This window comes from Paenibacillus sp. OAE614, from assembly GCF_040546645.1.
GTDB lineage: Bacteria > Bacillota > Bacilli > Paenibacillales > Paenibacillaceae > Paenibacillus_AQ > Paenibacillus_AQ favisporus.
In genome coordinates this window covers 7,474,488-7,501,017 of sequence record NZ_JBEPOD010000001.1, presented here as the reverse complement: position 1 = coordinate 7,501,017, position 26,530 = coordinate 7,474,488, and the positions used below count along the sequence as shown (strand labels likewise).

Annotated in this window: 26 protein-coding genes and 1 other annotated feature; all 26 genes read right to left on the bottom strand. The window is 51.4% G+C overall.

All coding sequences use genetic code 11. The annotated features are described in order from the left end of the window. Positions 1 to 14: 14 nt before the first annotated feature. Positions 15 to 638 (bottom strand): 50S ribosomal protein L3, encoded by a 624-nt coding sequence (gene rplC / locus ABIE48_RS34210; protein WP_076176735.1) that lies wholly within the window; start codon positions 636 to 638, stop codon positions 15 to 17. Between the two features lie 36 nt (positions 639 to 674). Further along, positions 675 to 983, bottom strand: a complete 309-nt coding sequence (rpsJ, locus tag ABIE48_RS34205) for a 30S ribosomal protein S10 (RefSeq protein ID WP_005544556.1) — start codon at positions 981 to 983, stop codon at positions 675 to 677. A 324-nt stretch (positions 984 to 1,307) separates the two neighbouring features. Beyond that, complete coding sequence (gene tuf, locus ABIE48_RS34200) at positions 1,308 to 2,498, bottom strand: elongation factor Tu (RefSeq protein ID WP_145030007.1); 1,191 nt, start codon at positions 2,496 to 2,498, stop codon at positions 1,308 to 1,310. 119 nt (positions 2,499 to 2,617) lie between these two features. Further along, positions 2,618 to 4,699, bottom strand: coding sequence for an elongation factor G (gene fusA / locus ABIE48_RS34195; RefSeq protein WP_105441901.1), 2,082 nt, complete (start codon positions 4,697 to 4,699; stop codon positions 2,618 to 2,620). A gap of 48 nt (positions 4,700 to 4,747) precedes the next feature. Beyond that, positions 4,748 to 5,218: a 30S ribosomal protein S7 gene (gene rpsG / locus ABIE48_RS34190; RefSeq protein ID WP_145030011.1), complete on the bottom strand. Its 471-nt coding sequence runs from the start codon at positions 5,216 to 5,218 to the stop codon at positions 4,748 to 4,750. Between the two features lie 42 nt (positions 5,219 to 5,260). Further along, entirely contained in the window at positions 5,261 to 5,683 is a 423-nt protein-coding gene (gene rpsL / locus ABIE48_RS34185) for a 30S ribosomal protein S12 (RefSeq protein WP_076176731.1), read from the bottom strand. Between the two features lie 143 nt (positions 5,684 to 5,826). Continuing rightward, the gene (locus ABIE48_RS34180; protein WP_105441902.1) at positions 5,827 to 6,078 is read right to left on the bottom strand and encodes a ribosomal L7Ae/L30e/S12e/Gadd45 family protein; all 252 of its coding nucleotides are present in this window, start codon (positions 6,076 to 6,078) and stop codon (positions 5,827 to 5,829) included. 160 nt (positions 6,079 to 6,238) lie between these two features. After that, positions 6,239 to 9,853, bottom strand: a complete 3,615-nt coding sequence (rpoC, locus tag ABIE48_RS34175; protein WP_105441903.1) for a DNA-directed RNA polymerase subunit beta' — start codon at positions 9,851 to 9,853, stop codon at positions 6,239 to 6,241. An 83-nt stretch (positions 9,854 to 9,936) separates the two neighbouring features. Continuing rightward, complete coding sequence (gene rpoB / locus ABIE48_RS34170; RefSeq protein WP_145030013.1) at positions 9,937 to 13,482, bottom strand: DNA-directed RNA polymerase subunit beta; 3,546 nt, start codon at positions 13,480 to 13,482, stop codon at positions 9,937 to 9,939. A 357-nt stretch (positions 13,483 to 13,839) separates the two neighbouring features. Then, complete coding sequence (locus ABIE48_RS34165; protein ID WP_105441904.1) at positions 13,840 to 14,445, bottom strand: class I SAM-dependent methyltransferase; 606 nt, start codon at positions 14,443 to 14,445, stop codon at positions 13,840 to 13,842. A 136-nt stretch (positions 14,446 to 14,581) separates the two neighbouring features. Continuing rightward, positions 14,582 to 14,947, bottom strand: coding sequence for a 50S ribosomal protein L7/L12 (gene rplL, locus ABIE48_RS34160; protein ID WP_076176726.1), 366 nt, complete (start codon positions 14,945 to 14,947; stop codon positions 14,582 to 14,584). Between the two features lie 65 nt (positions 14,948 to 15,012). Further along, entirely contained in the window at positions 15,013 to 15,516 is a 504-nt protein-coding gene (rplJ, locus tag ABIE48_RS34155) for a 50S ribosomal protein L10 (RefSeq protein WP_145030015.1), read from the bottom strand. A 112-nt stretch (positions 15,517 to 15,628) separates the two neighbouring features. After that, positions 15,629 to 15,785: a sequence feature (ribosomal protein L10 leader region), on the bottom strand. A 72-nt stretch (positions 15,786 to 15,857) separates the two neighbouring features. Then, positions 15,858 to 16,550, bottom strand: coding sequence for a 50S ribosomal protein L1 (gene rplA, locus ABIE48_RS34150; RefSeq protein ID WP_076176724.1), 693 nt, complete (start codon positions 16,548 to 16,550; stop codon positions 15,858 to 15,860). An 83-nt stretch (positions 16,551 to 16,633) separates the two neighbouring features. Beyond that, positions 16,634 to 17,059, bottom strand: a complete 426-nt coding sequence (gene rplK, locus ABIE48_RS34145) for a 50S ribosomal protein L11 (protein ID WP_076176723.1) — start codon at positions 17,057 to 17,059, stop codon at positions 16,634 to 16,636. Positions 17,060 to 17,125: 66 nt separating this feature from the next. After that, positions 17,126 to 17,659, bottom strand: a complete 534-nt coding sequence (gene nusG / locus ABIE48_RS34140) for a transcription termination/antitermination protein NusG (RefSeq protein WP_076176722.1) — start codon at positions 17,657 to 17,659, stop codon at positions 17,126 to 17,128. 22 nt (positions 17,660 to 17,681) lie between these two features. Further along, positions 17,682 to 17,870 (bottom strand): preprotein translocase subunit SecE, encoded by a 189-nt coding sequence (gene secE / locus ABIE48_RS34135; RefSeq protein WP_076176721.1) that lies wholly within the window; start codon positions 17,868 to 17,870, stop codon positions 17,682 to 17,684. Between the two features lie 21 nt (positions 17,871 to 17,891). Further along, positions 17,892 to 18,041: a 50S ribosomal protein L33 gene (gene rpmG, locus ABIE48_RS34130; protein ID WP_076176720.1), complete on the bottom strand. Its 150-nt coding sequence runs from the start codon at positions 18,039 to 18,041 to the stop codon at positions 17,892 to 17,894. 404 nt (positions 18,042 to 18,445) lie between these two features. Next, positions 18,446 to 19,090 carry an RNA polymerase sporulation sigma factor SigH gene (gene sigH, locus ABIE48_RS34125; protein ID WP_076176719.1) on the bottom strand — a complete coding sequence of 215 codons (645 nt, stop codon included), beginning with the start codon at positions 19,088 to 19,090 and terminating at the stop codon, positions 18,446 to 18,448. A gap of 161 nt (positions 19,091 to 19,251) precedes the next feature. Beyond that, positions 19,252 to 19,773 (bottom strand): NYN domain-containing protein, encoded by a 522-nt coding sequence (locus tag ABIE48_RS34120; protein WP_076176718.1) that lies wholly within the window; start codon positions 19,771 to 19,773, stop codon positions 19,252 to 19,254. A gap of 5 nt (positions 19,774 to 19,778) precedes the next feature. Beyond that, the gene (gene rlmB, locus ABIE48_RS34115) at positions 19,779 to 20,525 is read right to left on the bottom strand and encodes a 23S rRNA (guanosine(2251)-2'-O)-methyltransferase RlmB (protein WP_089549793.1); all 747 of its coding nucleotides are present in this window, start codon (positions 20,523 to 20,525) and stop codon (positions 19,779 to 19,781) included. Between the two features lie 43 nt (positions 20,526 to 20,568). Further along, on the bottom strand, positions 20,569 to 21,033 hold the full coding sequence (locus ABIE48_RS34110; protein ID WP_145030018.1) for a Mini-ribonuclease 3: 465 nt from the start codon (positions 21,031 to 21,033) through the stop codon (positions 20,569 to 20,571). Beyond that, positions 21,030 to 22,436, bottom strand: a complete 1,407-nt coding sequence (gene cysS, locus ABIE48_RS34105) for a cysteine--tRNA ligase (protein ID WP_145030035.1) — start codon at positions 22,434 to 22,436, stop codon at positions 21,030 to 21,032. The genes ABIE48_RS34110 and cysS overlap by 4 nt, the downstream gene beginning before the upstream one ends. Positions 22,437 to 22,474: 38 nt before the next feature. Then, positions 22,475 to 23,155, bottom strand: coding sequence for a serine O-acetyltransferase (gene cysE / locus ABIE48_RS34100; RefSeq protein ID WP_116234485.1), 681 nt, complete (start codon positions 23,153 to 23,155; stop codon positions 22,475 to 22,477). Positions 23,156 to 23,772: 617 nt separating this feature from the next. Further along, complete coding sequence (gene gltX / locus ABIE48_RS34095; protein WP_192717553.1) at positions 23,773 to 25,233, bottom strand: glutamate--tRNA ligase; 1,461 nt, start codon at positions 25,231 to 25,233, stop codon at positions 23,773 to 23,775. Positions 25,234 to 25,308: 75 nt separating this feature from the next. Further along, entirely contained in the window at positions 25,309 to 25,797 is a 489-nt protein-coding gene (gene ispF, locus ABIE48_RS34090) for a 2-C-methyl-D-erythritol 2,4-cyclodiphosphate synthase (RefSeq protein WP_192717554.1), read from the bottom strand. Further along, a complete protein-coding gene (gene ispD, locus ABIE48_RS34085; RefSeq protein WP_374954596.1) occupies positions 25,794 to 26,504 on the bottom strand; it encodes a 2-C-methyl-D-erythritol 4-phosphate cytidylyltransferase in 711 nt (236 codons plus the stop codon). The genes ispF and ispD overlap by 4 nt, the downstream gene beginning before the upstream one ends. Positions 26,505 to 26,530: the final 26 nt, after the last annotated feature.

Below are 26,530 nucleotides of genomic sequence, written 5' to 3'. Positions count from 1 at the left end.
CTTTCCTTAGGTGATTATTTCTTCACCGTTTCGTTAATTTTAACGAAGCTGTTTTTAGGTCCAGGAATAGCACCTTTAACGAGCAATACGTTGCGTTCAACGTCCACTCTAACAACTTCAAGTTTTTGTACAGTTACCGTAGCATTACCCATGTGACCTGGCAGACGCTTTCCTTTAGGAACACGGTTAGCCTGGATCGAGCCCATGGAACCCGGTCTGCGATGGTAACGCGAGCCGTGAGCCATTGGTCCGCGGCTTTGTCCCCAACGTTTGATAACGCCTTGGAAGCCTTTACCTTTGGAAGTACCGGTTACGTCAACAAATTCGCCTTCTGCGAAGACATCCGCCTTCAGTTCTTGGCCAACCTCGAATGCTCCGAGGTCAACACCGCGAATTTCGCGAACGTAGCGCTTAGGTGCAGTGTTAGCTTTTTTAGCATGTCCTGCTTCTGGCTTGTTTGCACGCTTCTCCTTCTTATCGGCGAAACCGATTTGAATAGCTTCGTAGCCATCGTTCTCAAGATCTTTCTTTTGCAGAACAACACAAGGACCTGCTTCGATAACCGTCACAGGAATTACATTACCTTCTGGAGTAAATACTTGAGTCATTCCGAGTTTTTTTCCTAAGATACCTTTCATGTTGACACCTCTTTTCCCGTCTTAATTCATTTGGAATTACAATTTGATTTCGATATCTACACCGGACGGCAGGTCCAAGCGCATAAGAGCATCCACAGTTTGTGGAGTTGGGTTAACAATGTCGATCAGACGCTTGTGTGTGCGCATTTCGAATTGCTCCCGAGAATCCTTATACTTGTGTACCGCACGGAGAATAGTAATGATTTGTTTCTCAGTTGGAAGCGGAATCGGTCCAGATACACCAGCACCCGAACGTTTTGCAGTTTCAACGATTTTCTCAGCGGATTGATCAAGAATTCTGTGATCGTAAGCTTTCAAACGAATACGAATTTTTTGCTTTGCCATTTTAGTCCCTCCTTCTATCGCCCAATTTGGTATCGGACATACTCCGTGAAAATTTTCTAACCCACCGCTCCATGGCAAAGGGGCCGGGTGTGTCAGTAACCTCTCACATCATCGCAACGTCTCAGAACAACATTCACTATTATATATAAAGAATGGGCATAATGCAAGCTTTTAATGAAAAGGTGTTGTTGTTCTTTTCTTCCTATATATAAAGAAAAGGAATCCTCCCGCCAGGAGAGGATTCCTCTGTATCTCTTTCGTTTACAACACAGCGTTACTCGTTCCAGCACATCGTTGCTATATGGAAGGCAGTTCGCCTTTTAATTATTTGCTGATTGTTGCGATGGCACCAGCAGCTACTGTACGTCCACCTTCACGGATCGTGAACTTCGTTCCTTCTTCAATCGCGATTGGAGCGATCAGTTGAACGGTTACAGTGATGTTGTCGCCAGGCATAACCATTTCAGTTCCTTCTGGAAGGTTAACCACACCAGTTACGTCCGTTGTACGGAAGTAGAACTGAGGACGGTATCCAGTGAAGAAAGGCTTATGACGGCCACCTTCTTCTTTAGTCAAAACGTATACTTGAGCAGCGAACTCAGTATGCGGTTTAACGGAAGCCGGTTTGCAAAGTACTTGACCGCGCTCGATTTGGTTACGGTCTACACCGCGAAGCAGGGCACCGATGTTGTCACCAGCTTGAGCGGAATCCAGCAATTTACGGAACATTTCAACGCCCGTAACGACGGATTTCTTAGTTTCTTCAGCGATACCAACGATTTCAACTTCGTCGCCCACTTTAACCGTTCCGCGTTCTACACGGCCTGTAGCAACCGTACCACGACCAGTGATGGAGAATACGTCCTCGACTGGCATAAGGAAAGGTTTGTCAGTGTCGCGCTCTGGAAGAGGGATGTACTCATCGATGATGTTGAACATTTCGATGATTTTTTGTGCCCACTCGCCGTCTGGGTTTTGCAGAGCTTCACGAGCAGAACCTTGGATGATTGGAGTGTCGTCGCCTGGGAACTCATATTCGTTCAGCAGGTCACGAACTTCCATTTCAACCAGTTCAAGAAGTTCAGCGTCTTCAACCATGTCGCATTTGTTCAGGAATACAACGATGTAAGGTACGCCTACCTGACGGGAGAGCAGGATGTGTTCGCGAGTTTGCGGCATTGGGCCGTCAGCTGCGGATACAACCAGGATCGCTCCGTCCATTTGAGCAGCACCAGTGATCATGTTTTTAACATAGTCGGCGTGCCCTGGGCAGTCAACGTGTGCATAGTGACGGTTAGGTGTTTCGTATTCCACGTGTGCAGTGGAGATTGTGATACCGCGTTCGCGCTCTTCTGGAGCTTTGTCGATTTGATCGAATGCTACTGCAGCACCACCGTAAGTTTTGGACAATACAGTCGTGATAGCAGCAGTCAGAGTTGTTTTACCATGGTCGACGTGACCGATAGTACCGATGTTAACGTGCGGTTTAGTACGTTCAAACTTAGCCTTTGCCATTTGAACAATTCCTCCTTAAATGGATTGAATATAGGTTTTATGTTTGAACTGACCGGTGTTTATGCAAGCAGTTCTGGATGTAATCGTACCGGTCAGGGTTTAAAACTCAAAAGCAGAAATTACTCGTCAGATCCTTTGGACTTCGAAACAATTTCTTCAGCGATGTTCTTAGGAACTTCTTCGTAGTGGGAGAGTTCCATGGAGAACACGCCGCGTCCTTGGGTACCGGAACGAAGTGTCGTCGAGTATCCGAACATTTCGGAAAGAGGCACTTTCGCACGGATGATCTGAGCGCCGGAACGGTTATCCATACCTTCGATACGTCCGCGGCGGGAGTTCAGCATACCCATTACGTCGCCCATGTATTCTTCAGGCACCGTAACTTCGACTTTCATGATTGGCTCGAGCAGGACAGGTTTACACTTGTCTTTAGCCGCTTTAAGCGCCATGGAACCGGCAATCTTAAACGCCATCTCATTGGAGTCGACATCATGGTAGGAACCGTCTACGATTGTAGCTTTGATGTCTACAAGCGGGAAGCCGGCAAGAACACCATTCTTCATGGCTTCTTCGATACCATTCAGTGCAGGCTGGACGTATTCTCTTGGTACAGAGCCACCGACGATTTTGCTGTCAAACTGGCTGCCAGTACCTGCTTCGAGAGGTTCGAACTCAACCCAGACGTGACCGTATTGACCACGACCACCGGACTGACGAACGAATTTACCCTCAACGCGTGCAGCTTGACGGAAGGTTTCACGGTATGCAACCTGTGGTTTACCCACGTTGGTTTCTACCTTGAATTCACGACGCATGCGGTCAATGATGATGTCGAGGTGAAGCTCACCCATACCAGCCAAGATTGTTTGGCCAGTCTCTTCATCTGTATGAGCACGCAGCGTAGGATCTTCTTCTGTCAATTTGCCCAAAGCAACGCCCATTTTATCTTGGTCGGCTTTGGTTTTAGGCTCAACTGCGATTTCGATAACCGGATCCGGGAAGTTCATGGATTCCAGGATAACCGGGGCTTTCTCGTCGCAGAGTGTGTCGCCCGTACCGGTATCTTTCAAGCCTACGGCAGCCGCGATGTCACCGGAGTAAACTTCGCTGATCTCTTGACGGCTGTTCGCATGCATCTGAAGGATACGTCCGATACGTTCGCGTTTGCCTTTGGTAGCGTTCAATACGTAAGAACCGGATTGAAGGATACCAGAGTATACGCGGAAGAATGTCAGTTTACCCACATAAGGGTCTGTCATGATTTTGAACGCCAGAGCCGCGAACGGTTCTTCATCGGAAGAATGACGCTCAACTTCCGTACCGTCTTCAAGGTGACCTTGAATCGATGGTACGTCAACTGGAGCTGGCAGATAATCGATAACAGCGTCCAGCATCAGCTGAACCCCTTTGTTGCGGTAAGAGGAACCACAGATAACCGGGAAGATCTTAACTTCGCAAACCCCTTTGCGGAGGGCTGCTTTCAGTTCCGGAACAGTGATTTCTTCACCTTCCAGATACTTCATTGTCAGGTCTTCGTCGAGTTCTGCGACTTTTTCGATCAGTTCAGCGCGAAGTTCTTCGACTTTGTCTTGGAACTCGGCCGGAATGTCGACCACCTCAATATTTTGACCCAGGTCGTCTTTGTACATATGAGCTTTTTGCTCAACCAGGTCAATGATGCCCACGAAGTCGTTCTCTGCACCGATCGGCAATTGAATCGCTACTGCGTTCGCTTGCAGACGATCGCGCATGTCGTTAACGACATTCAGATAGTCGGCACCAATAATATCCATCTTGTTTACATATGCGATCCGCGGAACGCCGTAGCGGTCAGCCTGTCTCCATACAGTTTCAGACTGAGGCTCAACGCCCTCTTTCGCACTGAAAACACCTACTGCCCCATCCAATACACGAAGGGAACGTTCAACTTCAACCGTGAAGTCAACGTGCCCTGGGGTGTCAATGATATTAACGCGGTGACCTTTCCACGAAGCGGTCGTCGCAGCGGAAGTAATCGTGATCCCGCGCTCCTGCTCCTGCTCCATCCAGTCCATTGTAGCCGCACCCTCGTGAACTTCACCGATTTTGTGCGTACGGCCTGTGTAGAACAAGATCCGCTCTGTGGTGGTCGTTTTACCAGCGTCAATATGCGCCATGATCCCGATGTTGCGTGTATTTTTCAAGGAGAACTCTCTTGCCATGAAAATAGTCTCCCTTCAAAATTGAAGTGTAATTTATTGAGCCGAATCCTACCAGCGGTAGTGAGCAAACGCTTTGTTCGCTTCAGCCATTTTGTGAGTGTCCTCGCGTTTCTTAACGGAAGCGCCTGTGTTGTTGGAAGCGTCGATGATCTCAGCCGCCAAACGCTCTTCCATTGTCTTCTCACCGCGGTTGCGGGAGTAGTTCACGAGCCAACGTAATCCCAAAGACGTACGTCTTTCAGGTTTTACTTCAATCGGCACCTGGTAGTTGGCACCGCCGACACGGCGAGCTTTAACTTCCAGTACTGGCATGATATTTTTGATGGCTGCTTCAAACACTTCCATAGGATCTTTACCCGTACGTTCTTGAATCAGCTTGAACGAATTGTAAAGGATGCTTTGGGCAACACCTCTTTTACCATCCAGCATGATGCGGTTGATAAGGCGTGTAACCAGTTTGCTGTTGTACACCGGATCTGGCAATACGTCTCTCTTACTAACTGGACCTTTGCGTGGCATGGATATCCCCCTTTCTTAAGTCTTGAACTCTTATAGAATCAATTACGATTTTTTAGCTTTCGGACGTTTCGCGCCGTATTTGGAACGAGCTTGCATCCGGTTGTTCACACCTGCAGTATCAAGCGCACCGCGAACGATATGGTAACGAACACCTGGAAGGTCTTTTACCCGTCCACCGCGAACCAATACCACGCTGTGCTCTTGCAGGTTGTGTCCGATCCCCGGAATGTAAGCAGTCACCTCGATGCGGTTCGTCAAGCGAACACGGGCATATTTACGAAGCGCGGAGTTCGGTTTCTTCGGAGTCATTGTACCTACACGGGTGCAGACACCACGTTTTTGAGGAGCGCTAAGTCCTGTCTCTTCACGCTTCAGAGCGTTGTATCCTTTCTGCAATGCAGGGGACTTCGACTTGTAGATCTTAGCTTGACGTCCTTTGCGAACTAGCTGGTTAATTGTTGGCATGTTAGCCACCCCCTTCCCATAATACTTATCCTCATTACAAACCTCTTTTTAAGTCCACAGACCCAGGCGGTTCATAAAAGAACAAATGAAAAGTCTTTGCCGGAAGAACTCTGTTGATTCTCCAACAAAAACGTTCCTTACAACTATGATTTAACGATAGCGGCCATCGCTGCGCCCACTTCAATTCCACATGCTTTACCCAATTGATGCATAGTATCCACATAGGTGATCTTCACTCCATGCTTAGTGCAAAGAGCTTCAACCTTTGAAACGAGCCGGTGTTCCGCATCTTCCGCCACAAACACTTCGGCGGCTTGGCCCAATTCTACGAGTTTCATCGTTTGTTTGGCACCGATCTTGACATGAGCATCCTGTAATCCTTTATCATTAGACATCTTGCGATTCCTCCAAAAGCACAGGGGTACTTAACTACTCACGCACCTTTGCTATATTAGCACTTGCATTAGGCGATGTCAAGAATGTTTCAGGAAAGTTTTCGCGGAAGCAGCCTTTTTTCATGCCGCCTCCGCGCAAAACCGCCTGATTAGCAGTCTATTACTCTACTGTTGCCGTTTCAAGCTCCTTGGAGTCCTGATCTTCGATGTTCGGATCATCGAATTTGACACTGCGGTAACGGTTCATACCGGTACCTGCAGGGATCAATTTACCGATGATGACATTTTCTTTCAGGCCGAGCAGCTGGTCAACCTTGCCTTTGATCGCCGCATCGGTAAGAACGCGGGTCGTCTCCTGGAAGGATGCCGCGGACAAGAAGGAATCGGTCTCCAGGGAAGCCTTGGTGATACCGAGCAGAACCGGTTTGGCCACCGCAGGCTCTTTTCCGGACAGGATTGCTTCTTTGTTCGCTGCTTCGTATTCATGAATGTCGGTGAATGATCCAGGAAGAAGCGGTGTATCTCCCGCATCGACGATACGGATTTTACGCAGCATCTGCTTGATCATCACTTCGACGTGCTTATCATTGATTTCTACGCCCTGGTTACGGTATACGCGCTGTACTTCCTGCAGAATGTAGTTCTGCACACCACGGATGCCTTTAATGCGCAGCATTTCTTTCGGGTCGATGGAACCGTCTGTCAGCTCGTCGCCGGCTTCGATTTCCTGACCTTCGCTTACGCGCAGACGGGAACCGTAGGTAACGGAGTACACTTTCGTTTCCGCTTCACCTTGGACTTCGATTTCACGACGGTCTTTCGCTTCGCGGATTTCCTTCACGACGCCGTCGATTTCACTGATAGTTGCCTGACCTTTCGGATTCCGGGCTTCGAAAAGCTCCTGAATACGCGGAAGACCTTGGGTAATATCGTCCCCTGCGACACCACCGGTATGGAACGTACGCATGGTAAGCTGGGTTCCTGGTTCACCGATGGATTGCGCGGCGATAATGCCGACCGCTTCCCCGATTTCCACGAATTTGCCTGTGGCCAGGTTACGTCCGTAGCACTTCTTACACACACCATGACGGGCACGGCAGCTGAGTACCGAACGGATTTGCAGTTTTGTTACGCCGGAGTTGACGATCAGGTTCGCTTTATCCGAATCGATCAGCTCGTTGCGGTTAACCAGAATTTCGTTGGTTTCCGGATGACGAACCGTCTCGAAGCAGTAGCGTCCTTCAATACGGTCATACAGATCCTCGATAACCTCTTTACCATCCTGAATCCGGCTGACGGTAAAGCCTTTATCGGTACCGCAGTCTTCTTCGCGGACGATAACGTCCTGGGCAACGTCAACCAGACGGCGTGTCAGGTAACCAGAGTCCGCTGTACGCAGCGCGGTATCCGCCAGACCTTTACGGGCACCGTGCGTCGACAGGAAGTACTCGAGGACGGTCAGGCCTTCACGGAAGTTGGATTTGATCGGGAGTTCGATGATCCGGCCGGATGGGTTCGCCATCAGACCCCGCATGCCGCCGAGCTGAGTAATCTGCGATTTATTACCCCGTGCTTTGGAATCAACCATGAGCATGATGGAGTTAAAGCGGTCCATGGATTTCATCAGGATGTCCGTAATGTCATCCTTCGCCTTGGACCAAATATCGATAACGCGGTCGTACCGTTCTTCGTTCGTAATCAAGCCGCGGCGGTATTGGTTCGTAACGACTGCAACCTTCTCGTCGGATTCCTTCAGGATCGCCTGTTTCTCATCAGGAACGATAACGTCGGATACCGCAACGGTTACGCCGGCACGCGTCGAATACGTGAAGCCGAGCTGCTTGATTTTGTCCAGAATAACGGAAGTTTCCGTTGTGTGGTAAATCTCGAAGCAGCGGGCAATGATTTGGCCCAGATACTCTTTACCAACAGCGCTGCTTATAGGCAGGTCGTACATGCGCTCGCGGATGTCCGCGCCTTTTTCATAGACGAAATATTTTTCCGGCGTTCCGTTGAACAGATTGTCGCGGGTTGCTTCGTTAATGTACGGGAAGCTGCTCGGGAAAATTTCGTTGAAAATGATGCGTCCGACGGTCGTCAAGAGCATTGCGTCCTGCTGCTTGTCGGTAAAGCTCGTTTTGCCGAGCGCTTTTACCGGAATGGCTACCCGTGCGTGCAGACCTGCGGTTCCGCGTTGGTAAGCCGATACGGCTTCGTTCACAGAGCTCAGGATCATGCCGGAACCTTTCTCTTCCTTGTTGTCCATGGTCAGATAGAAAGATCCGAGAACCATATCCTGTGAAGGAGTTACGACAGGTTTACCGTCTTTAGGGTTCAAAATGTTGCCGGATGCCAGCATGAGGATACGGGCTTCAGCCTGTGCCTCTGCGGACAGCGGAACGTGAACCGCCATCTGGTCACCGTCGAAGTCGGCGTTGTAGGCCGTACATACGAGCGGATGCAGACGGATCGCGTGACCTTCCACCAGGATCGGTTCAAACGCCTGGATACCGAGACGGTGAAGCGTAGGGGCACGGTTCAGCAGAACCGGATGCTCTTTAATGACTTCTTCGAGAACGTCCCAGACTTCCGGACTTACGCGCTCAACCTTACGTTTGGCGCTCTTAATGTTATGGGCGAGGCCCTTGTTTACAAGTTCTTTCATGACAAACGGCTTGAACAGTTCCAGCGCCATTTTCTTCGGCAGACCGCACTGATACATTTTCAGGTACGGACCAACGACGATAACGGAACGGCCGGAATAGTCAACTCGTTTACCGAGCAGGTTTTGCCGGAAACGTCCTTGCTTACCTTTCAGCATGTGGCTGAGGGATTTCAGCGGACGGTTGCCTGGTCCAGTAACCGGACGGCCGCGGCGGCCGTTGTCGATCAGGGCGTCAACCGCTTCCTGCAGCATCCGTTTTTCGTTCTGAACGATGATGTCCGGAGCTCCCAGGTCAAGCAGACGCTTCAAGCGGTTGTTCCGGTTGATCACGCGGCGGTACAAGTCGTTCAGGTCAGACGTTGCAAAACGTCCGCCGTCCAGCTGTACCATCGGGCGCAGTTCCGGAGGGATAACCGGCAATACGTCCATGATCATCCACTCTGGCTTGTTGCCGGAGTTGCGGAAAGCCTCGATGACTTCCAGACGCTTGATCGCACGGTTACGGCGTTGGCCTTGAGCCGTGCGCAGCTCTTCCTTCAGAAACTCGAGTTCCTTTTCAATATCGAGATCCTGCAGCAGCTTCTTGATCGCTTCAGCACCCATGCCCGCTTGGAAACCATAGCCGTATTTTTCACGGTAGCTGCGGTATTCTTTCTCGGACAGAAGCTGTTTCTTCTCCAGAGGCGTATCTCCAGGGTCGGTTACTACATAAGATGCAAAGTAAATGATCTCTTCCAGAGATCTTGGCGACATATCCAAAGCGAGACCCATACGGCTCGGAATGCCTTTAAAGTACCAGATATGGGATACAGGAGCTGCCAGCTCAATATGGCCCATCCGTTCGCGGCGCACCTTCGCGCGGGTAACTTCTACGCCGCAGCGATCGCAGACTACGCCTTTGTAACGGACACGCTTATATTTGCCGCAATGGCATTCCCAGTCTTTTTGCGGTCCAAAAATCCGTTCGCAGAACAGGCCTTCTTTCTCCGGTTTGAGCGTACGGTAATTGATGGTTTCCGGCTTTTTCACTTCTCCGCGGGACCATGAACGAATTTTCTCCGGGGATGCAAGCCCGATCTTCATGAATTCGAAATTGTTAACGTCCAACAAGGAGCAACCCTCCTTAACCTAGTCCTAATGATTTAAACCGTGAATGAGGACGGACGGTATCCCCGCCCGCCTTCACACGGTCTTTATTCCACTCCGACTTCTTCGCCTTCCAGGTTGAGGCTCAGCTTATCGCCGGCTGCCTCGTCTTCATCATCGAGCTCTTTCATCTCGATCTCCTGCTCGTCACCGCTCAGGATCTTAACATCCATACCGAGGGATTGAAGCTCTTTGATCAGAACCTTGAACGATTCAGGAACACCCGGTTCCGGAACGTTCTCGCCTTTAACGATGGACTCGTAGGTTTTCACCCGGCCGACCACATCGTCGGATTTGACGGTCAGGATCTCTTGCAGTGTATATGCGGCGCCGTATGCTTCCAGCGCCCAAACTTCCATCTCACCGAAGCGCTGTCCGCCGAACTGGGCTTTACCACCCAGAGGCTGCTGCGTAACGAGCGAGTATGGTCCAGTTGAACGGGCATGGATTTTATCGTCAACCATGTGGGCCAGCTTGATCATGTGCATGACGCCGACGGTAACTTCACGTTCGAACATCTCGCCCGTGCGGCCGTCGTACAGACGCGTCTTACCGTTGCGCTGCATGCCGGCTTCTTCCATGGTGTCAAATACGTCGTATTCATTGGCGCCGTCGAATACCGGCGTAGCCACGTGAATACCAAGACGCATGGCTGCAAAGCCCAAGTGGACTTCCAGAACCTGCCCGATGTTCATCCGGGAAGGTACCCCGAGCGGGTTCAGTACGACCTGTACAGGCGTACCGTCCGGCAGGAACGGCATATCTTCTTCCGGCAGGATGCGGGCCACGACCCCTTTGTTACCGTGACGTCCGGCCATTTTGTCACCTTCAGAAATTTTACGCTTCTGAGCGATGTACACCCGAACCAGTTGGTTTACACCAGGAGGCAGCTCGTCGCCGTTCTCACGGGTAAACACTTTGACGTCCACGATAATCCCGTCACTACCATGCGGTACGCGCAGGGAGGTGTCGCGCACTTCACGCGCCTTCTCACCGAAGATGGCGTGCAGCAGGCGTTCTTCCGCTGTCAGCTCCGTTACGCCTTTCGGTGTAACTTTGCCGACGAGAATGTCGCCGGCGCTGATTTCGGCACCGATCCGGATAATGCCGCGCTCGTCGAGGTTCTTGAGAGCTTCCTCGCCGACGTTCGGAATATCGCGGGTAATTTCTTCCGGTCCGAGCTTGGTGTCGCGCGCTTCGGATTCGTATTCCTCGATGTGAATCGAAGTGTACACATCTTCCTTCACCAGCTTCTCGCTAAGGAGGATGGCATCCTCGTAGTTATAACCTTCCCAGGTCATGAATGCTACGACGACGTTACGTCCAAGAGCCAACTCGCCCATTTCCGTCGAAGGTCCGTCCGCAAGGATGTCGCCCTTCTTGATGACGTCGCCTCTCTTCACGATCGGACGCTGGTTGATGCATGTGCCTTGGTTCGAACGCATAAATTTGTGTAATTTATGTTTAACGATGTCGCCTTTGACTTCTTTGCCGTCCACGGTCTCGATGCGGCGCACCCAGATTTCGTTGGCGGAAGAACGTTCAACCACACCGTCATATTTGGAAACGATACATACCCCGGAATCCTTTGCAGACTTGTGTTCCATTCCTGTACCAACCAGCGGAGCTTTAGGCACGAGAAGCGGCACAGCCTGACGCTGCATGTTCGATCCCATCAGGGCGCGGTTGGAGTCATCGTTCTCGAGGAACGGAATGAGCGCCGTTGCGACCGACACGACCTGTTTCGGCGAAACGTCCATGTAATCCACGCGTTCGCTAGGCATCGGCAAAATGTTGTCGGACTGCTTGTTGTAACGGACGATAACCATATCCTCCGCAAACGTGCCGTCTTCATTCAGCTTTGCGTTTGCCTGTGCGACCACATAGTTGTCTTCCTCGTCAGCTGTCAGGTAGTCGATCTGATCTGTTACAACACCCGTCTTCGGATCGACCCAACGGTACGGAGCTTCGATAAAGCCGTATTCGTTGATCCGTGCGAACGTAGACAAGGAGTTGATCAAGCCGATGTTCGGACCTTCCGGCGTCTCGATTGGACACATCCGGCCGTAGTGACTGTGATGGACGTCACGAACTTCAAAGCCCGCGCGCTCACGCGTCAAACCGCCGGGTCCGAGTGCAGACAGACGGCGTTTGTGCGTCAGTTCAGCAAGCGGGTTGGTCTGGTCCATAAACTGGGACAGCTGGGAGCTTCCGAAGAACTCTTTGATCGACGCGATAACCGGTCGAATGTTGATCAGGGCTTGCGGCGTGATGACATTCGCATCCTGGATGGACATTCTTTCGCGTACGACGCGTTCCATACGGGACAGACCGATACGGAACTGGTTCTGCAGCAGTTCACCGACCGAACGCAGACGACGGTTACCGAGGTGGTCGATATCGTCCGTGTCGCCGATGCCATGCAGCAAGTTAATAAAGTAGCTGATCGAGGAAATAATATCAGCAGGCGTAATATGTTTAACCGATTTATCAATATTCCCGTTTGCAATCACTTTGACGACCTTGCCGTCTTCGATCGGGGAGAATACGTCGATGCTCTGCATCGGAATGTCGTCAGCGTCAAGCACACCATTGGCAACATGGTACGTCTTGTGTCCGACATTCTTCTCCAGGTGCGGCAGGATTTCGTCAAGGAGACGGCGGTCCACCATTTGTCCGGCTTCGGCAATGATCTCACCGGTATCGGTGTCGATCAGCGATTCAGCAAGACGCTGGTTGAACAGACGGTTCTTGATATGCAGCTTTTTATTGATTTTATAGCGGCCGACATTGGCCAGATCATAACGCTTTGGATCAAAGAAGCGCGCTACCAGCAAGCTCTTCGCATTGTCGAGGGTAGGCGGCTCGCCCGGACGGAGGCGTTCGTAAATTTCGATGAGCGCTTTTTCCGTGGAATCGGTGTTGTCTTTGTCCAGCGTGTTGCGGATGTATTCGTCGTTGCCGAGCAGGTCCAAAATTTCGGCGTCGCTGCCGAAACCAAGCGCCCGCAGCAAAACGGTAACCGGGATTTTACGGGTACGGTCGATCCGGACATACATGATGTCCTTTGCATCCGTCTCCAGTTCAAGCCAGGCACCACGGTTTGGAATCACCGTTGCAGTGTAGGTTTTCTTACCGTTTTTATCGACTTTCGTGCTGAAATAGACGCTAGGAGAGCGTACCAACTGGCTGACAATGACCCGTTCTGCACCGTTGATAATAAATGTACCGGTCTCCGTCATCAGCGGGAAATCTCCCATGAATACTTCCTGTTCTTTGACTTCTCCGGTTTCTTTGTTGATGAGCCGTACTTTCACCCGAAGCGGTGCCGCATACGTCACGTCACGCTCTTTCGCGTCATCGACGGTGTATTTGGGTTCGCCCAGGCTGTAGTCGATGAACTCCAGCACCAAATTGCCCGTAAAATCCTGAATTGGCGAGATATCCTGGAACATTTCGCGCAATCCTTCCTCCAAAAACCATTCGTATGATTTCTGTTGGATTTCGATCAGGTTCGGAATCTCAAGTACTTCATTAATTCGTGCATAACTTCGCCGAGTGCGTCGACCATACTGAACAAGATGTCCTGCCAACTTTAACTCACCCCTCATGTCTACTCACTTTAAAAATTGATTGCGAACCTCTGTTTGGAACCTTATAATGGATTCATGCAGAGGATTCATCCACAAATAAAGAAAAGCCCTTACCCGAATGCTTTCGAACAAAGAGCAACTTATCCATGGTCTTGCCTTCTAAACATAGAAGTGACTTCATATCCAGTAGATTTGCCCAAAATGTACATATTATACGTGGACATGCCCTATTTTATGCATATCTCCGCATAAAAACTATTGACATTTCAGCCAACTAAAGACAAGAAGCCTATCCTAATACTGACATTTTATAATAATATCACACATGATTTTTCAAGTCAATAGTCCTATTGCATATTATTGAAAAGATTTTGTAGCCTTAAAAATCCGGTACCCTTTATCCTTGGTGACTTCCTCCACCTGTGCGAACAAGCTCTCCAGCTTCGCCTTTGCCGATGGTGCCCCCTGCTTCTTCTGAATCACGATCCACAAGGATCCTCCTTCACGAAGATGCTCATACGCCTGCTCGAAAATCCGATGCACCGTTTCCTTGCCAGCACGAATCGGCGGATTGGTCAGGATGACATCGAAAGCTTTCCCTTCTACCTGCTGCAGCAGATCGCTCTCCAGAATCGTCACGTTCGTAATTCCGTTCAGCCTGGCATTTTCCTTGGCGAGTTCCACTGCGCGGCTGTTCACATCCAGCATCGTCACATGCCCATCCCCGGCCAGTCTTGCCGCCACCAGTCCGATAGGACCGTACCCGCAGCCCACATCCAGAACTTCGGCCCCCTGCGGAATATCCATCGCTTCGATCAGCACCTTGCTGCCAAAATCAATTCCCTTCTTGGAAAACACTCCGGCGTCGCTCGTGAACTTATAGACTGCACCCCGCAGTCGCTCTTCCAGACTCCGCCGGTCATGTCCGGCTTCGGGCTGGTTGGAATAGTAATGCTGTGACATGCTTTCCCTCCGAATCCTTGGTTTCATTACACAGGATCCCCTGGTTCTAATCGTTTAGTCACAAGGGATGCGGTTTTACAAAAACAAACCCCTTGAATGATCAAGGGGTTTGCTATGTGCTTCAACTGAGAAGGAATTACTTCACTTCTACAGTAGCGCCTGCTTCTTCCAATTTAGCTTTAACGGATTCAGCTTCTTCTTTACCCACTTTTTCTTTCAGTGGTTTTGGAGCGTTGTCAACGAGTTCTTTAGCTTCTTTCAAGCCAAGACCTGTGATTTCGCGAACGGCTTTGATAACGTTGATTTTGGAAGCACCAGCGTTAGCCAGGATTACGTCGAATTCAGTTTGCTCAGCAGCTTCAGCTGCGCCAGCGCCGCCGCCAACTACAGCTACTGGAGCTGCAGCAGTTACGCCGAATTCTTCTTCGATTGCTTTAACCAGGTCGTTCAGTTCCAAAACAGTCATACCTTTGATTGATTCCAAGATTTGCTCTTTACTCATGGTTGAACCTCCATTTTATAATAAAATTATTTTTTGTTTACTTTTAAGCTGTCAGAACGGGAAGCTTATGCTCCTTGTTCTTCTTTCTCAGCCACAGCCTTAACTGCAAGCGCGAAGTTGCGAACTGGAGCTTGAAGCACGCTGAGGAGCATGGAAAGGAGACCCTCGCGGGATGGCAGTTCTGCCAGCGCCTTGATTTGGTCAACGCCGACTACACGGCCTTCAACCACGGCACCTTTCAGTTTCAAAGCTTCGTTCTTCTTAGCAAAATCGTTAAGGATTTTAGCTGGTGCTACGGCGTCTTCTGCACTGAATGCGATAGCTGTTGGACCGGTCAATACTTCGTCCAGTTCAGACAGCTCAGCAGCGGCAGTCGCACGGCGCAGCAAAGTGTTCTTCAACACTTGGAATTCAACACCCGCTTCGCGAAGCTGCTTACGCAGTTCGGTAGCTTGGGCAACGTTCAATCCGCGGTAGTCGGCTACTACTGTCGTTGCACTTTCGCGCAATTTTGCAGTTACCGCTTCTACAGCTTCTTGTTTCGCTTGAATCACTTTTGCGTTTGCCAATGTCTACACCTCCTGAAAGTTTCAATGACTGTCCAGCCGGACTCACCGGCCGACAGTTCGATCTACGTCGGAATCCGCTTCGAGTCTGAGTACTCTTGACTTCTCCGATTTCATAGGCAAGTAAAAAGCCTCCGTAGATTTACGAAGGCCTGATGAATGATGATTGTCCGGGCAAAGCGCAGGAAAATCACATATATTCTATCACAACACCTCGGTAGGAAATTAAGCCCTTAGGCACCTACTGTCTACGGTAAGCATATTCAACTTTAGTGGTCGGTCACAAGGACCTAAACAACAACTTTTATATAGTAACAGATAACTCAGAACGAGTCAACGATAACTTATTTAAAGGTTGCTGTATTCACGCGTGCGCTTGGTCCCATCGTCGAGGATACGGCGATCCCCTTCAGATAAACACCTTTTGCAGCAGCTGGTTTAGCACGGTTGAGTGCGTCGATGAGAGATTTGAGGTTCTCATTCAGTTTGGCCGCATCAAAAGATACTTTACCGATCGGTGCGTGAATTTGACCTGCTTTGTCCAGACGGTATTCGATTTTACCGGCTTTGATTTCTTGAACAGCCTTGGCAACATCGAACGTAACTGTTCCTGCTTTAGGGTTAGGCATAAGGCCTTTACCACCGAGCAGACGACCCAGTTTACCGACTTCGCTCATCATATCAGGTGTAGCGACGCAGACGTCGAATTCGAACCAGCCTTGTTGGATCTTGTTGATCATGTCTTGATCGCCAACAAAATCTGCGCCAGCCGCTTCCGCTTCCTTCGCTTTGTCACCTTTCGCAAATACCAATACGCGTTGTGTTTTACCCGTGCCATGAGGCAGGACAACAACACCACGAACGGCTTGGTCTTGTTTACGTGGGTCAACGCCCAAACGAACTGCAACTTCAACGGTTTCGTCGAACTTGGCAGTCGCAGCCTTTTTCACAAGCTCTACAGCTTCTGCTGGCTCGTATACTGCTTCGCTGTCGATCAGCTTGGCAGCTTCAACATACTTCTTACCATGTTTAGCCATGTTTGTTCCTCCTTTGTGGTTTTAGCGGATATTCCTCCCACATGTGCCGGCCTCATAGGCCGGGTGTCGCAAGAAAAACCGGATTAGTCTTCGATTGTGATACCCATGCTGCGTGCAGTACCTTCAACCATACGCATAGCTGCTTCAACGGAAGCTGCGTTCAGGTCAGGCATTTTTTGCTCAGCGATTTCACGGACAGTGCTGCGTTTAACGGTAGCGACTTTCTTCTTGTTAGGTTCGCCGGAACCCTTCTCGATTTTGGCAGCTACGCGAAGCAGAACTGCAGCCGGTGGAGTTTTGGTAATGAACGTAAAGGAACGATCCTCAAATACCGAAATTTCAACCGGAATGATCAGACCAGCTTGATCAGCGGTACGAGCGTTGAATTCTTTACAGAATGCCATGATGTTGACACCTGCTTGACCCAATGCTGGACCTACTGGCGGCGCCGGATTCGCTTTACCTGCAGGGATTTGCAGTTTAACAACCTTGATTACCTTCTTTGCCATGTAAGACACCTCCTTCAAAAGTGGTTAGCGGGCCTCGAAGCCCTCCCACAAGAAACCTGAAGAACTTTATATCTTCTCCACTTGAGTATAATCCAGCTCAAGCGGGGTTTCCCGTCCAAACATGTTGACGTGTACCTTCAGCTTGCTCTTGTCGACGAGAATTTCTTCTACCGAGCCAACAAAATTCGCAAAAGGACCAACTTTGATACGTACGGATTCTTTAATATCGAATTCGATCTTCGGCTTCGGCTCTTCCATACCCATATGCTTCAGAATCTGTTCCACTTCTTCCGGAAGCAAAGGCGTCGGCTTGGAACCCGAACCCGTCGAACCGACAAATCCCGTAACCCCTGGCGTATTGCGTACAACGTACCAGGAATCGTCAGTCTGGATCATTTCCACCAAGACATATCCGGGGTAAACCTTTCTCATGACGACCTTTTTCTTGCCGTCCTTGTTTACCACTTCTTCCTCCATCGGAACAAGAACGCGGAAAATCTTGTCTTCCATGCCCATGGACTCAACGCGTTTTTCCAAATTGGCTTTGACCTTATTCTCATACCCAGAGTAGGTATGAACTACGTACCATCTTTTTTCCATATCAAGCCACCCGGGACCCTTCTTAAATAATCGCTTCGATCACAGCGGAAATGCCGATATCTAGAACCCAAAAATAAATCGTGACGATCGCAATGGTGCCAAGTACGATAAGCGTGTAATTCGTCAACTCTTTACGATTAGGCCAGCGAACTTTTTTAAGTTCCGCCCAGCTTTCAGAGAAAAAGGAAAACAGAGACTTGAAACCTTTCACGCCGACTACACCTCCAAAAAACTATCTGGTTTCGCGATGAGGAGTTTGCTCGTTACAAAACTTGCAAAATTTCTTCATCTCCATGCGGTCGGGGTGATTTCGCTTGTTTTTGGTAGTCGTATAGTTTCTTTGTTTGCAATTCGTACAAGCCAAAGTGATAATTACCCGCATGCTGTGCACCTCCCGAAGACGTCCTTCTATTTCAGAAGAGTCAATATTGATCCCTAGTAGGAAACAGCCTAAACTTTTCATCGCTGAAAAGAAAAAAAACCGTTCCTGCGAAATGAACGATTAAGCTCGTGCCGAAGCCTTTGCTCTCTCATTCATTAAAACACGCGAATTTAGGCCTACCTAAAACACTTTATCACAAGGGTCAAACCATGTCAACGAAAGAATGGCCTTGTCAATACGCGTTTAAAAATCACGATTCCCTGTCGTTTCAAGCCTTTTTTCTCATCATAAGCCGCCTGCATTCATTTACCAGTATGATTCATTCGTCCAGAGGTTAAACCTCGGCACTTCCGGCGTGAATAAAAAAAGACTCCTTACGAGCCTTTCTTCACCTTAGCGTCTGTTCAATTGTCACGAACTTCCAAATATCTCTCCAGCTTGCGCTTGACCCGCTGCAGAGCATTATCGATCGATTTCACATGCCGTTTCAAATCCACCGCAATTTCCTGATAGGAGCGGCCGTCCAAATACAGCATCAGCACTTTGCGCTCCAAGTCGCTCAGAATCTCGGACATCTTGTCCTCGAGTCCGACGAACTCTTCCTGGTTAATAATCAGCTCTTCCGGATCGCATACCTGCGAGCCGCAAATCACGTCAAGCAACGTACGGTCGGAATCCTCATCATAGATAGGCTTGTCCAACGACACGTAAGAATTCAGCGGGATATGCTTCTGTCTCGTCGCGGTCTTGATCGCCGTAATGATCTGCCTCGTAATGCACAGCTCGGCAAAAGCCTTGAACGAGGACTGCTTGTCCCCTCTGAAATCACGGATCGATTTGTATAAACCGATCATGCCTTCCTGGATGATATCCTCGCGGTCGGCGCCGATCAGAAAATAAGATCTGGCTTTGGCCCGCACGAAATTCCGGTACTTGTTAATCAAGTACTCCAGCGCTTCACTGTCACCTTCGCGGAAATATTCGACTACGTCCTCATCCGTCTTGTAATCATAATCAGATAACATTAACTCTTTAAGGTCGACGCTCACCAAGAAACCCCCCGGCTGCAACGCAAGGTACCCGTTACTCGTGAAATATACGAACAGTATAAATGATGCTCTCCAAGCCGTCAACCACGGATTATCCAAAAAAGAACAGCGATAGCAAAATTGTCAAGAGCTGCAAATTTGTCATTTCATACAAAAGTTGGCTATTCCCGCCGCCATCGTTCGAAGATTTCGCGGATGTCCGGCGACAGCTTGCTGTCCAGCGTATTGCGCGTCGATCTGGCCTGATCTTCCTTGATCCGCTTCTGGATCATCTGCTCGCTGTTCTCCACTTCGATCAGCAGCTCCCGGGCGGACAAGCGAAGCGCTCCCCGCGCGAAGATGACATGCTGTTCGATCAAATCGCTGGTCGCCACATAGATCTGCCTGCTTCGCCGGGTCAGCTCTCCAACAAGACGCTCAATGCATTCGTCCGCCGTCTCCTTCTCCTTCGTAAAGTACACTTGAACCTTGCTCTGCGAAAAGGATTTGCCCAGACCCGGCACCCGGTAGGCGTCAAATACCGCGATCACTTTTCTTCCGGAAAAAGCCTGGTAATCGGCCAGCCTGGCCAGCAGCTCGTCCCTGGCCTCCTGCATGCTGATCTGCGACAGCTCTGCAAGGGACGGCCATCCGCCGATCATATTATAGCCATCGACCAGAAGCACATCGCGCAAAGCCGCCATTCCGGCTAACCTTGGGTGCGGCGCCGGCGCAGAACTTCGTACATCACGACTCCCGCGGCCACGGAAGCGTTAAGCGAGTTGATTTGACCTTTCATGGGGAGTTTCACCAAAACATCGCATTTTTCGCGGATCAGTCTGCCCATGCCTTTCCCTTCGTTACCGATGACTACGGCGACGGGGCCGTCAAACACATTCGTGTCGTACATCTCGGAGGAAGCCGACACGTCGGTACCGACGACCCAAATCCCTCTCTCTTTCAGCTCCTCAATGGTCTGCCCCAGGTTCGTTACGCGTGCGACCGGGACGTATTCGGCGGCGCCGGCAGACGTCTTGGACACGGTCGCGGTAACCTGCGCCGACCGGCGTTTCGGCACGATTACCCCATGAACGCCGGTGCAGTCTGCGGTCCGGAGAATGGAGCCGAGATTGTGCGGATCTTCGATCTCATCCAACAGCAAGATGAACGGTGCCTCCCCCTTGGCTTCTGCTGCCTGCAGGATGTCCTCCACTTCGGCATAGGCATAAGGCGCCGCCTGCGCGACTACCCCTTGATGCTGCATACCCGGCGCCATCTGGTCCAGCTTACGTTTGTCCACCTGCTGAATGACAACGCCAAGCTTTTTGGCCTCGAAAATGATCGGCTGCGTCAGATGCTTTTGGGCATTTTCCGCAATCCATATTTTATTAATCGTCCGCCCGGATCGAAGCGCTTCGGTGACCGAATGCTTCCCGGCAATGATTTCTTCCTCCATCGATTTTCCTCCTGATTCTTATTGCCTGTGATGGCCTGCCGTCTTATTTCTTCTTGGGCTGCTGCTCTATGAACTTGATCCCTGTGTCGATTAACTCCTGCATGCGCTCGAACTGCCCGGTATAGTACAAGTATCCGATCAGGGACTCGAACGCGGTGGCATGCCGGTATTCCAGCACGTCGGCATTTTTCGGAATGGTGCCCGACTTGGCGTTGCGGCCTTGGCGGACCACGTCACGTTCCTCTTCGGTCAGCATCTCCTCCAGCGCACCGACAATCCGGCTCTGGGCCTTGGCCGAGACGAGTCCGGTCGCCGAACGGTGCAGCTGATTGGGCCGCAGGTTCGTCTTGGAAATCAAATATTGGCGAATGGCCACCTCATAGATAGCATCGCCAATATAAGCCAAGACGATCGGCGGAATCAGCCGGGCCGGCTTGGATGGCGGGTAGCTGAACATCCAGCTTCCCGCACTTTCCGGCAGCAATTCATTGCCGTCCGCCCCGCTCATTTGCGGCGCCAGCGCATGCCCTGCGCTGTATCCTCCAGCAGAATTCCCTTGGCCGCGAGCTCGTCACGGATTTCATCCGCGCGGCCCCAGTTTTTGTTCTTGCGGGCTTCGGCACGCTCGGCGATCAGCTGCTCCACTTCCTCGTCCAGAAGCTCGGCTTTTTCCTCGAAATACAGCCGCAGCACCGCGTTCAATTCGTCAAAAGCCGCCAGCATCGCCTGCAGTTCCGCAGGGTTCGCCACAGGCTCCTGAAGCAGCAGGTTGGCTTCGCTGACCCATTCGAATACGGAGGTAATCGCATCCGGCGTATTGAAATCATCGTTCATTTTTTCATAGTAGGAAGCGAGAATCGCATCCAGCTTCTGCTGCACGGATTCGCGGACCGGACCGTTTCCGTCCGGAGCCACCGTATCCAGGCGGTGCTTCATATTCGTAACGGCGTTGGCGATCCGCTCCACGCTCTTCATCGCCTGATCCATCGTTTCGCTGTTGAAGTTGAGCGGATTGCGGTAATGCGTGGACAGCATGAAGTAGCGGATGGCTTCTTTTTTATATTGTGCGCGCAGATCCTTGACCAAAATGCCGTTACCGAGCGATTTCGACATTTTTTCGTTATTGATCTTGATGTACCCGTTATGCATCCAGTAGTTGGCCAGCGGTTTGCCGGTCAATGCTTCCGACTGCGCAATTTCGCACTCGTGATGCGGGAACTGCAGGTCCTGCCCGCCTCCGTGGATATCCAGGGTGTCGCCAAGGTAGCGGCGGGCCATGGCCGAGCATTCGATGTGCCATCCGGGGCGGCCGTCGCCCCAAGGGCTTGCCCAGAAAATCTCTCCCGGCTTCGCGGCTTTCCAAAGCACGAAGTCTTCCGGGCTTTCCTTCCGCTCGTCGACGCCGATCCGGATGCCGAACTGCAGCTCCTCCAGCTTCTGATGCGAAAGCTTGCCATACCCCGCAAATTTGCCGGTCCGGTAGAACACGTCGCCCCCTTTTTCGTAAGCGAAGCCTTCGTCTTCAAGCTCCTTGATAAAGGAGATGATATTATCCATGTTCTCTGTCACCCGCGGGTTGATCGTCGCCTTATGAATGCCCAGCCCGTCGAGGTCCTCGTAGTACGCTTTAATGAACGTATCCGCCACCACCGGCACGGTGCTGTTCATCTGTTCGGCCTTGCGGATCAGCTTGTCGTCCACGTCCGTGAAGTTCACCACGTAATTGACTTCGTTGCCGATCTGCTCCAGATACGAGCGAACGACGTCGAAAAAGATCATCGGACGCGCATTCCCGATATGAATGTAGTCGTATACGGTCGGACCGCACACGTACATGTTCACCTTTCCCGGCTGCTTCGCCACAAACTCTTCTTTCGCCCGGATCATTGTATTATAAATTTGAAGGGACATATCCACATTTCCTTTCATCCATGAAATTCGCTGCTTCTTTATTTCGAACGTGCTCCAGCCGGGGTTTCCTCCTGCTGCAGCCGGTTGTTTTCCGTTTGTAGTCTTTCCAATTCACCGCGAAGCTGTTCGATCTCCTGCTGCATGCTGCGCAGCGAATCGACGATCGGGTCAGGCAGCTGGTGGCTGAGACGGTCCACCCGGCGCCCGTCCTGCTTCACGATTCTTCCCGGAATGCCCACCACCGTGCTGTTCGAGGGGACTTCCTTCAGAACGACCGAGTTGGCTCCGATGTTGCACTGGTCTCCGACCGTAAACGATCCCAGCACTTTCGCGCCGGACGCAATGACGACATTGTTGCCGATGGTCGGATGCCGTTTGCCTTTTTCCTTCCCGGTGCCCCCGAGGGTAACGCCCTGGTAAATGACGACGTCGTCCCCGATCTCACAGGTCTCCCCGATGACCACGCCCATGCCATGGTCGATGAACAGGCGCTTGCCGATCTTCGCTCCGGGATGGATCTCGATCCCCGTCATGAAGCGGCTGACCTGGGAAATCACGCGCGCCAGCGTAAACCACCGGCGTTTGTACAGTGCATGCGCAACCCGATGAGCCCAGATGGCATGCAGTCCGGAATAGGTGAAAATGACCTCGAACAGACTTCTGGCCGCCGGATCATTCTCGAATACGGTTTGGATATCCGATTTCATGTGCTTGAACATATCCGTTCCCCTCTTTGCTTCTTCTGTTCTCCATCGTTACGTGGAGGCACAACACCCTTCTCGTCCTGACAACAAAAGCGTTCATCGACGTTTCTTCATCGACGCTTGTTCATCGAAGCCCAACCACGCTCAGCGAAGATTCTTTCAACAAAAAACGCCCCTGCAGCATCATGCTGCAGAGACGTTATACGCGCGGTCCCACTCTGCTTGGGCCTTGCTGCTGACGTGACCGCCGGTGATTCCGGCAGACTGCATCGCAAACGAAAAGCCCCACTTTCTGTCCTCATAACGGCGGACGTCCGGCACAGTCTAACGGGGAGATCTTCCTCCGCTCATCCATGCAGCTCACAGGTGCATTTCCACTGCCGGCCAATAGGTAACTTCCAGCCTGAAGGAAAACTTGCGCCTCCCTTGCGGTCACCCTCTCTGTCAATGGCGTGATCAATGTACTTCTCCTGATCTTCGCTGATCGCACATTGGATCATTCGGCACTCCCAGTAACAGCGGGGCCGAATTGATTTTGCTTGTAATTATAGCCGATAAGTCGTCTTACTGACAAGAAGTGTTTCAGGGAGCTTATGGGTTAGAATATGCCGTGATTACAAGAAAGAATCCACTTATGCTCCCTTAATTTGCGATTTCAGCCGCTCGATAACGCGTCCGCGGCCCAGCAGGAAGATCGTCTCGTTCAGATCGCGGCCATGCATCTGGCCGGTCAGCGCGACGCGGATTGGCATAAAGAGCTGCTTGCCTTTCACGCCGGTCTCCTTCTGAACCTCTTTGATAAGCGCGGCAATATGCGAAGCGGTATACTCCTCCGAAGCTTCGATCTTCACCAGCAGCGCGGACAATACGGTAGGTACCTGCTCCTCAGCCAGTACTGGCAGGGCTTCCTGATCGATTTCCAGATGGGTGCGGAAGAACACCTCCGACAGATCGACAATATCCGATGCGGCTGTCATCTGCTCCTGATAGAGGGCGACCAGCTTGCGCGTCCAGGCCTTTTGCTCCTCATCCAGTTCGGCCGGCAGGCGGCTCGCCCGCTGCAAATGCGGTATCGCCAGCTCCGTAATCCGGTCGGTATCGGCATTCTTAATGTACGTATTGTTCAGATGAGCCAGCTTGTTCTGATCGAACACGGCCGGACTCTTCGACAGGCGGTCCGGATTGAAGATCTTGATCAGCTCTTCTCTGCTGTAAATCTCTTCTTCGCCTTCCGGAGACCAGCCCAGCAGGGCGATAAAATTCACCATTGCTTCCGGCAGGTAACCCAACTGGTCGTACTGCTCGATGAACTGGATGATCGATTCATCCCGCTTGCTGAGCTTCTTGTGGTTCTCATTCACGATCAGCGTCATATGACCGAACTGCGGCGGCTCCCAGCCGAACGCCTCGTAGATCATCAGCTGGCGCGGCGTGTTGGAAATATGGTCTTCCCCGCGCAGGACGTGGGAAATTTCCATCAGATGGTCGTCGAGCACCACCGCGAAGTTGTAAGTCGGAATGCCGTCCTTTTTCACAATGACAAAGTCACCAGTATCCTGGGTATTGAAAGAAATCGTTCCTTTGACCATATCGTTGAACGTGTACGTTTTATTATCCGGTACCCGGAAGCGAATGCTGGCCACCCGGCCCTCCGCTTCGAATGCCTGGCACTGCTCAGGCGTCAAGTCACGGTGCTTGCCGGAATAGCGCGGCGTCTCGCCGCGGGCGATCTGCTCTTCCCGTTCCTTCTCCAGCTCTTCCTCGGTGCAATAGCAGCGGTAAGCCAAGCCGCGGTCCAGCAGGTCCTGCCAGTATTTCTTGTAAATGTCCAGACGTTCGGTCTGGCGGTAAGGGCCATACGCCCCGCCCACATCAACGCTTTCGTCCCAGTCCATGCCAAGCCATTTCAAATACTTCAGCTGGCTTTCTTCGCCGCCTTCGATATTCCGCTTCACGTCCGTATCTTCGATTCGGATAATAAACTCTCCGCCCTGGTTACGGGCATACAAATAGTTAAACAGCGCCGTTCTGGCATTGCCAATATGTAAATGTCCGGTTGGACTCGGTGCATAACGTACGCGCACTTTGCTCATCCTGATCCCCTCCGTCATATCATTGATCAATAAAGTCCGTTCAGAAATACTTTACCCTATTCCAGCTTAAATCCTTCAAGATGATAGCACATCTTGGATCAAGCATACAACCGATTGGGCTGCAATGCCTTCTCCCCGACCGGTGAATCCGAGCTGCTCCGTCGTAGTCGCCTTCACGTTGACCTGCGTCATGTCGGCATCAAGCGCCTTGGCGATGACTTCAGCCATCTGCGGAATATAAGGAGCCATTTTCGGACGCTGGGCGATAATGGTCGAATCGATGTTGCCCAGGCGATACCCCCGCTCCTTGGCGAGGTCCCATACATGCAGCAGCAGCTTCAAACTGTCCGCGTCCTTGAATTCCGGATCCGTATCGGGAAAATGCTTGCCGATGTCCCCCAGCGCAAGCGCGCCCAAAATCGCATCCGCAACGGCATGCAGCAGCACGTCCGCGTCGGAATGTCCCAGCAGCCCCTTCTCGTACGGAATCGTGACTCCGCCAATGATGCACGGCCTGCCCTCCACCAGCTGGTGAACGTCAAACCCTTGTCCTACACGTATCATCCCTTTTTCTCTCCCTTGCGTTTCTGCATAAATGCGGCGTACTCCAAATCTTCCGGCGTCGTAATTTTGATATTCGTATAGCTGCCTTCCACAACCGCCACGGGAATGCCCAGCCGCTCCACGAGCATGGAGTCGTCGGTGCCGGCGAAGCCGTCCGCTGCGGCGCGTTCATGAGCCCTTTTCAAATCGGAAAGACGAAAAGCCTGTGGGGTGTGAATGGCCCACAGACTCCGGCGATCAGGGGTCGCCAGAATCGTCCCCGAATCGTTCACCTGCTTGATGGTATCCTTCACCGGCACCGCCAGCACGGCCGCTCCTTCCTGGAGCGCCTTCCGGTAGCATGCCTCAATGTGTTCCGGTTCCACGAACGGGCGAACCCCGTCATGAACCATTACCCATTCTGTGCCAATTTCCATCAAGCCGTTGTATACGGATTGTTGTCTTTCGCTTCCGCCGGCGATGACCTTGGTTACTTTACCAAGTCCGTAATCCTGGATCCACTGCTCGCAGCGCGGAATATCGTCCGCACCGGTGACCAGGACCACTTCTTTCACCAGCGGCATTTGTTCAAAAATGTCAAGCGTATGCATAATGATGGGCTTGTCTTCAAGCATAAGGTACTGCTTGCTTTCCTGCGTCCCCATCCGGGAGCCGCGGCCCGCGGATACCACAATGACGCCCACCTGATTCTCTGTGCCCAAGTCGATGCAAAGCCTCCTCAACAACTGACCGA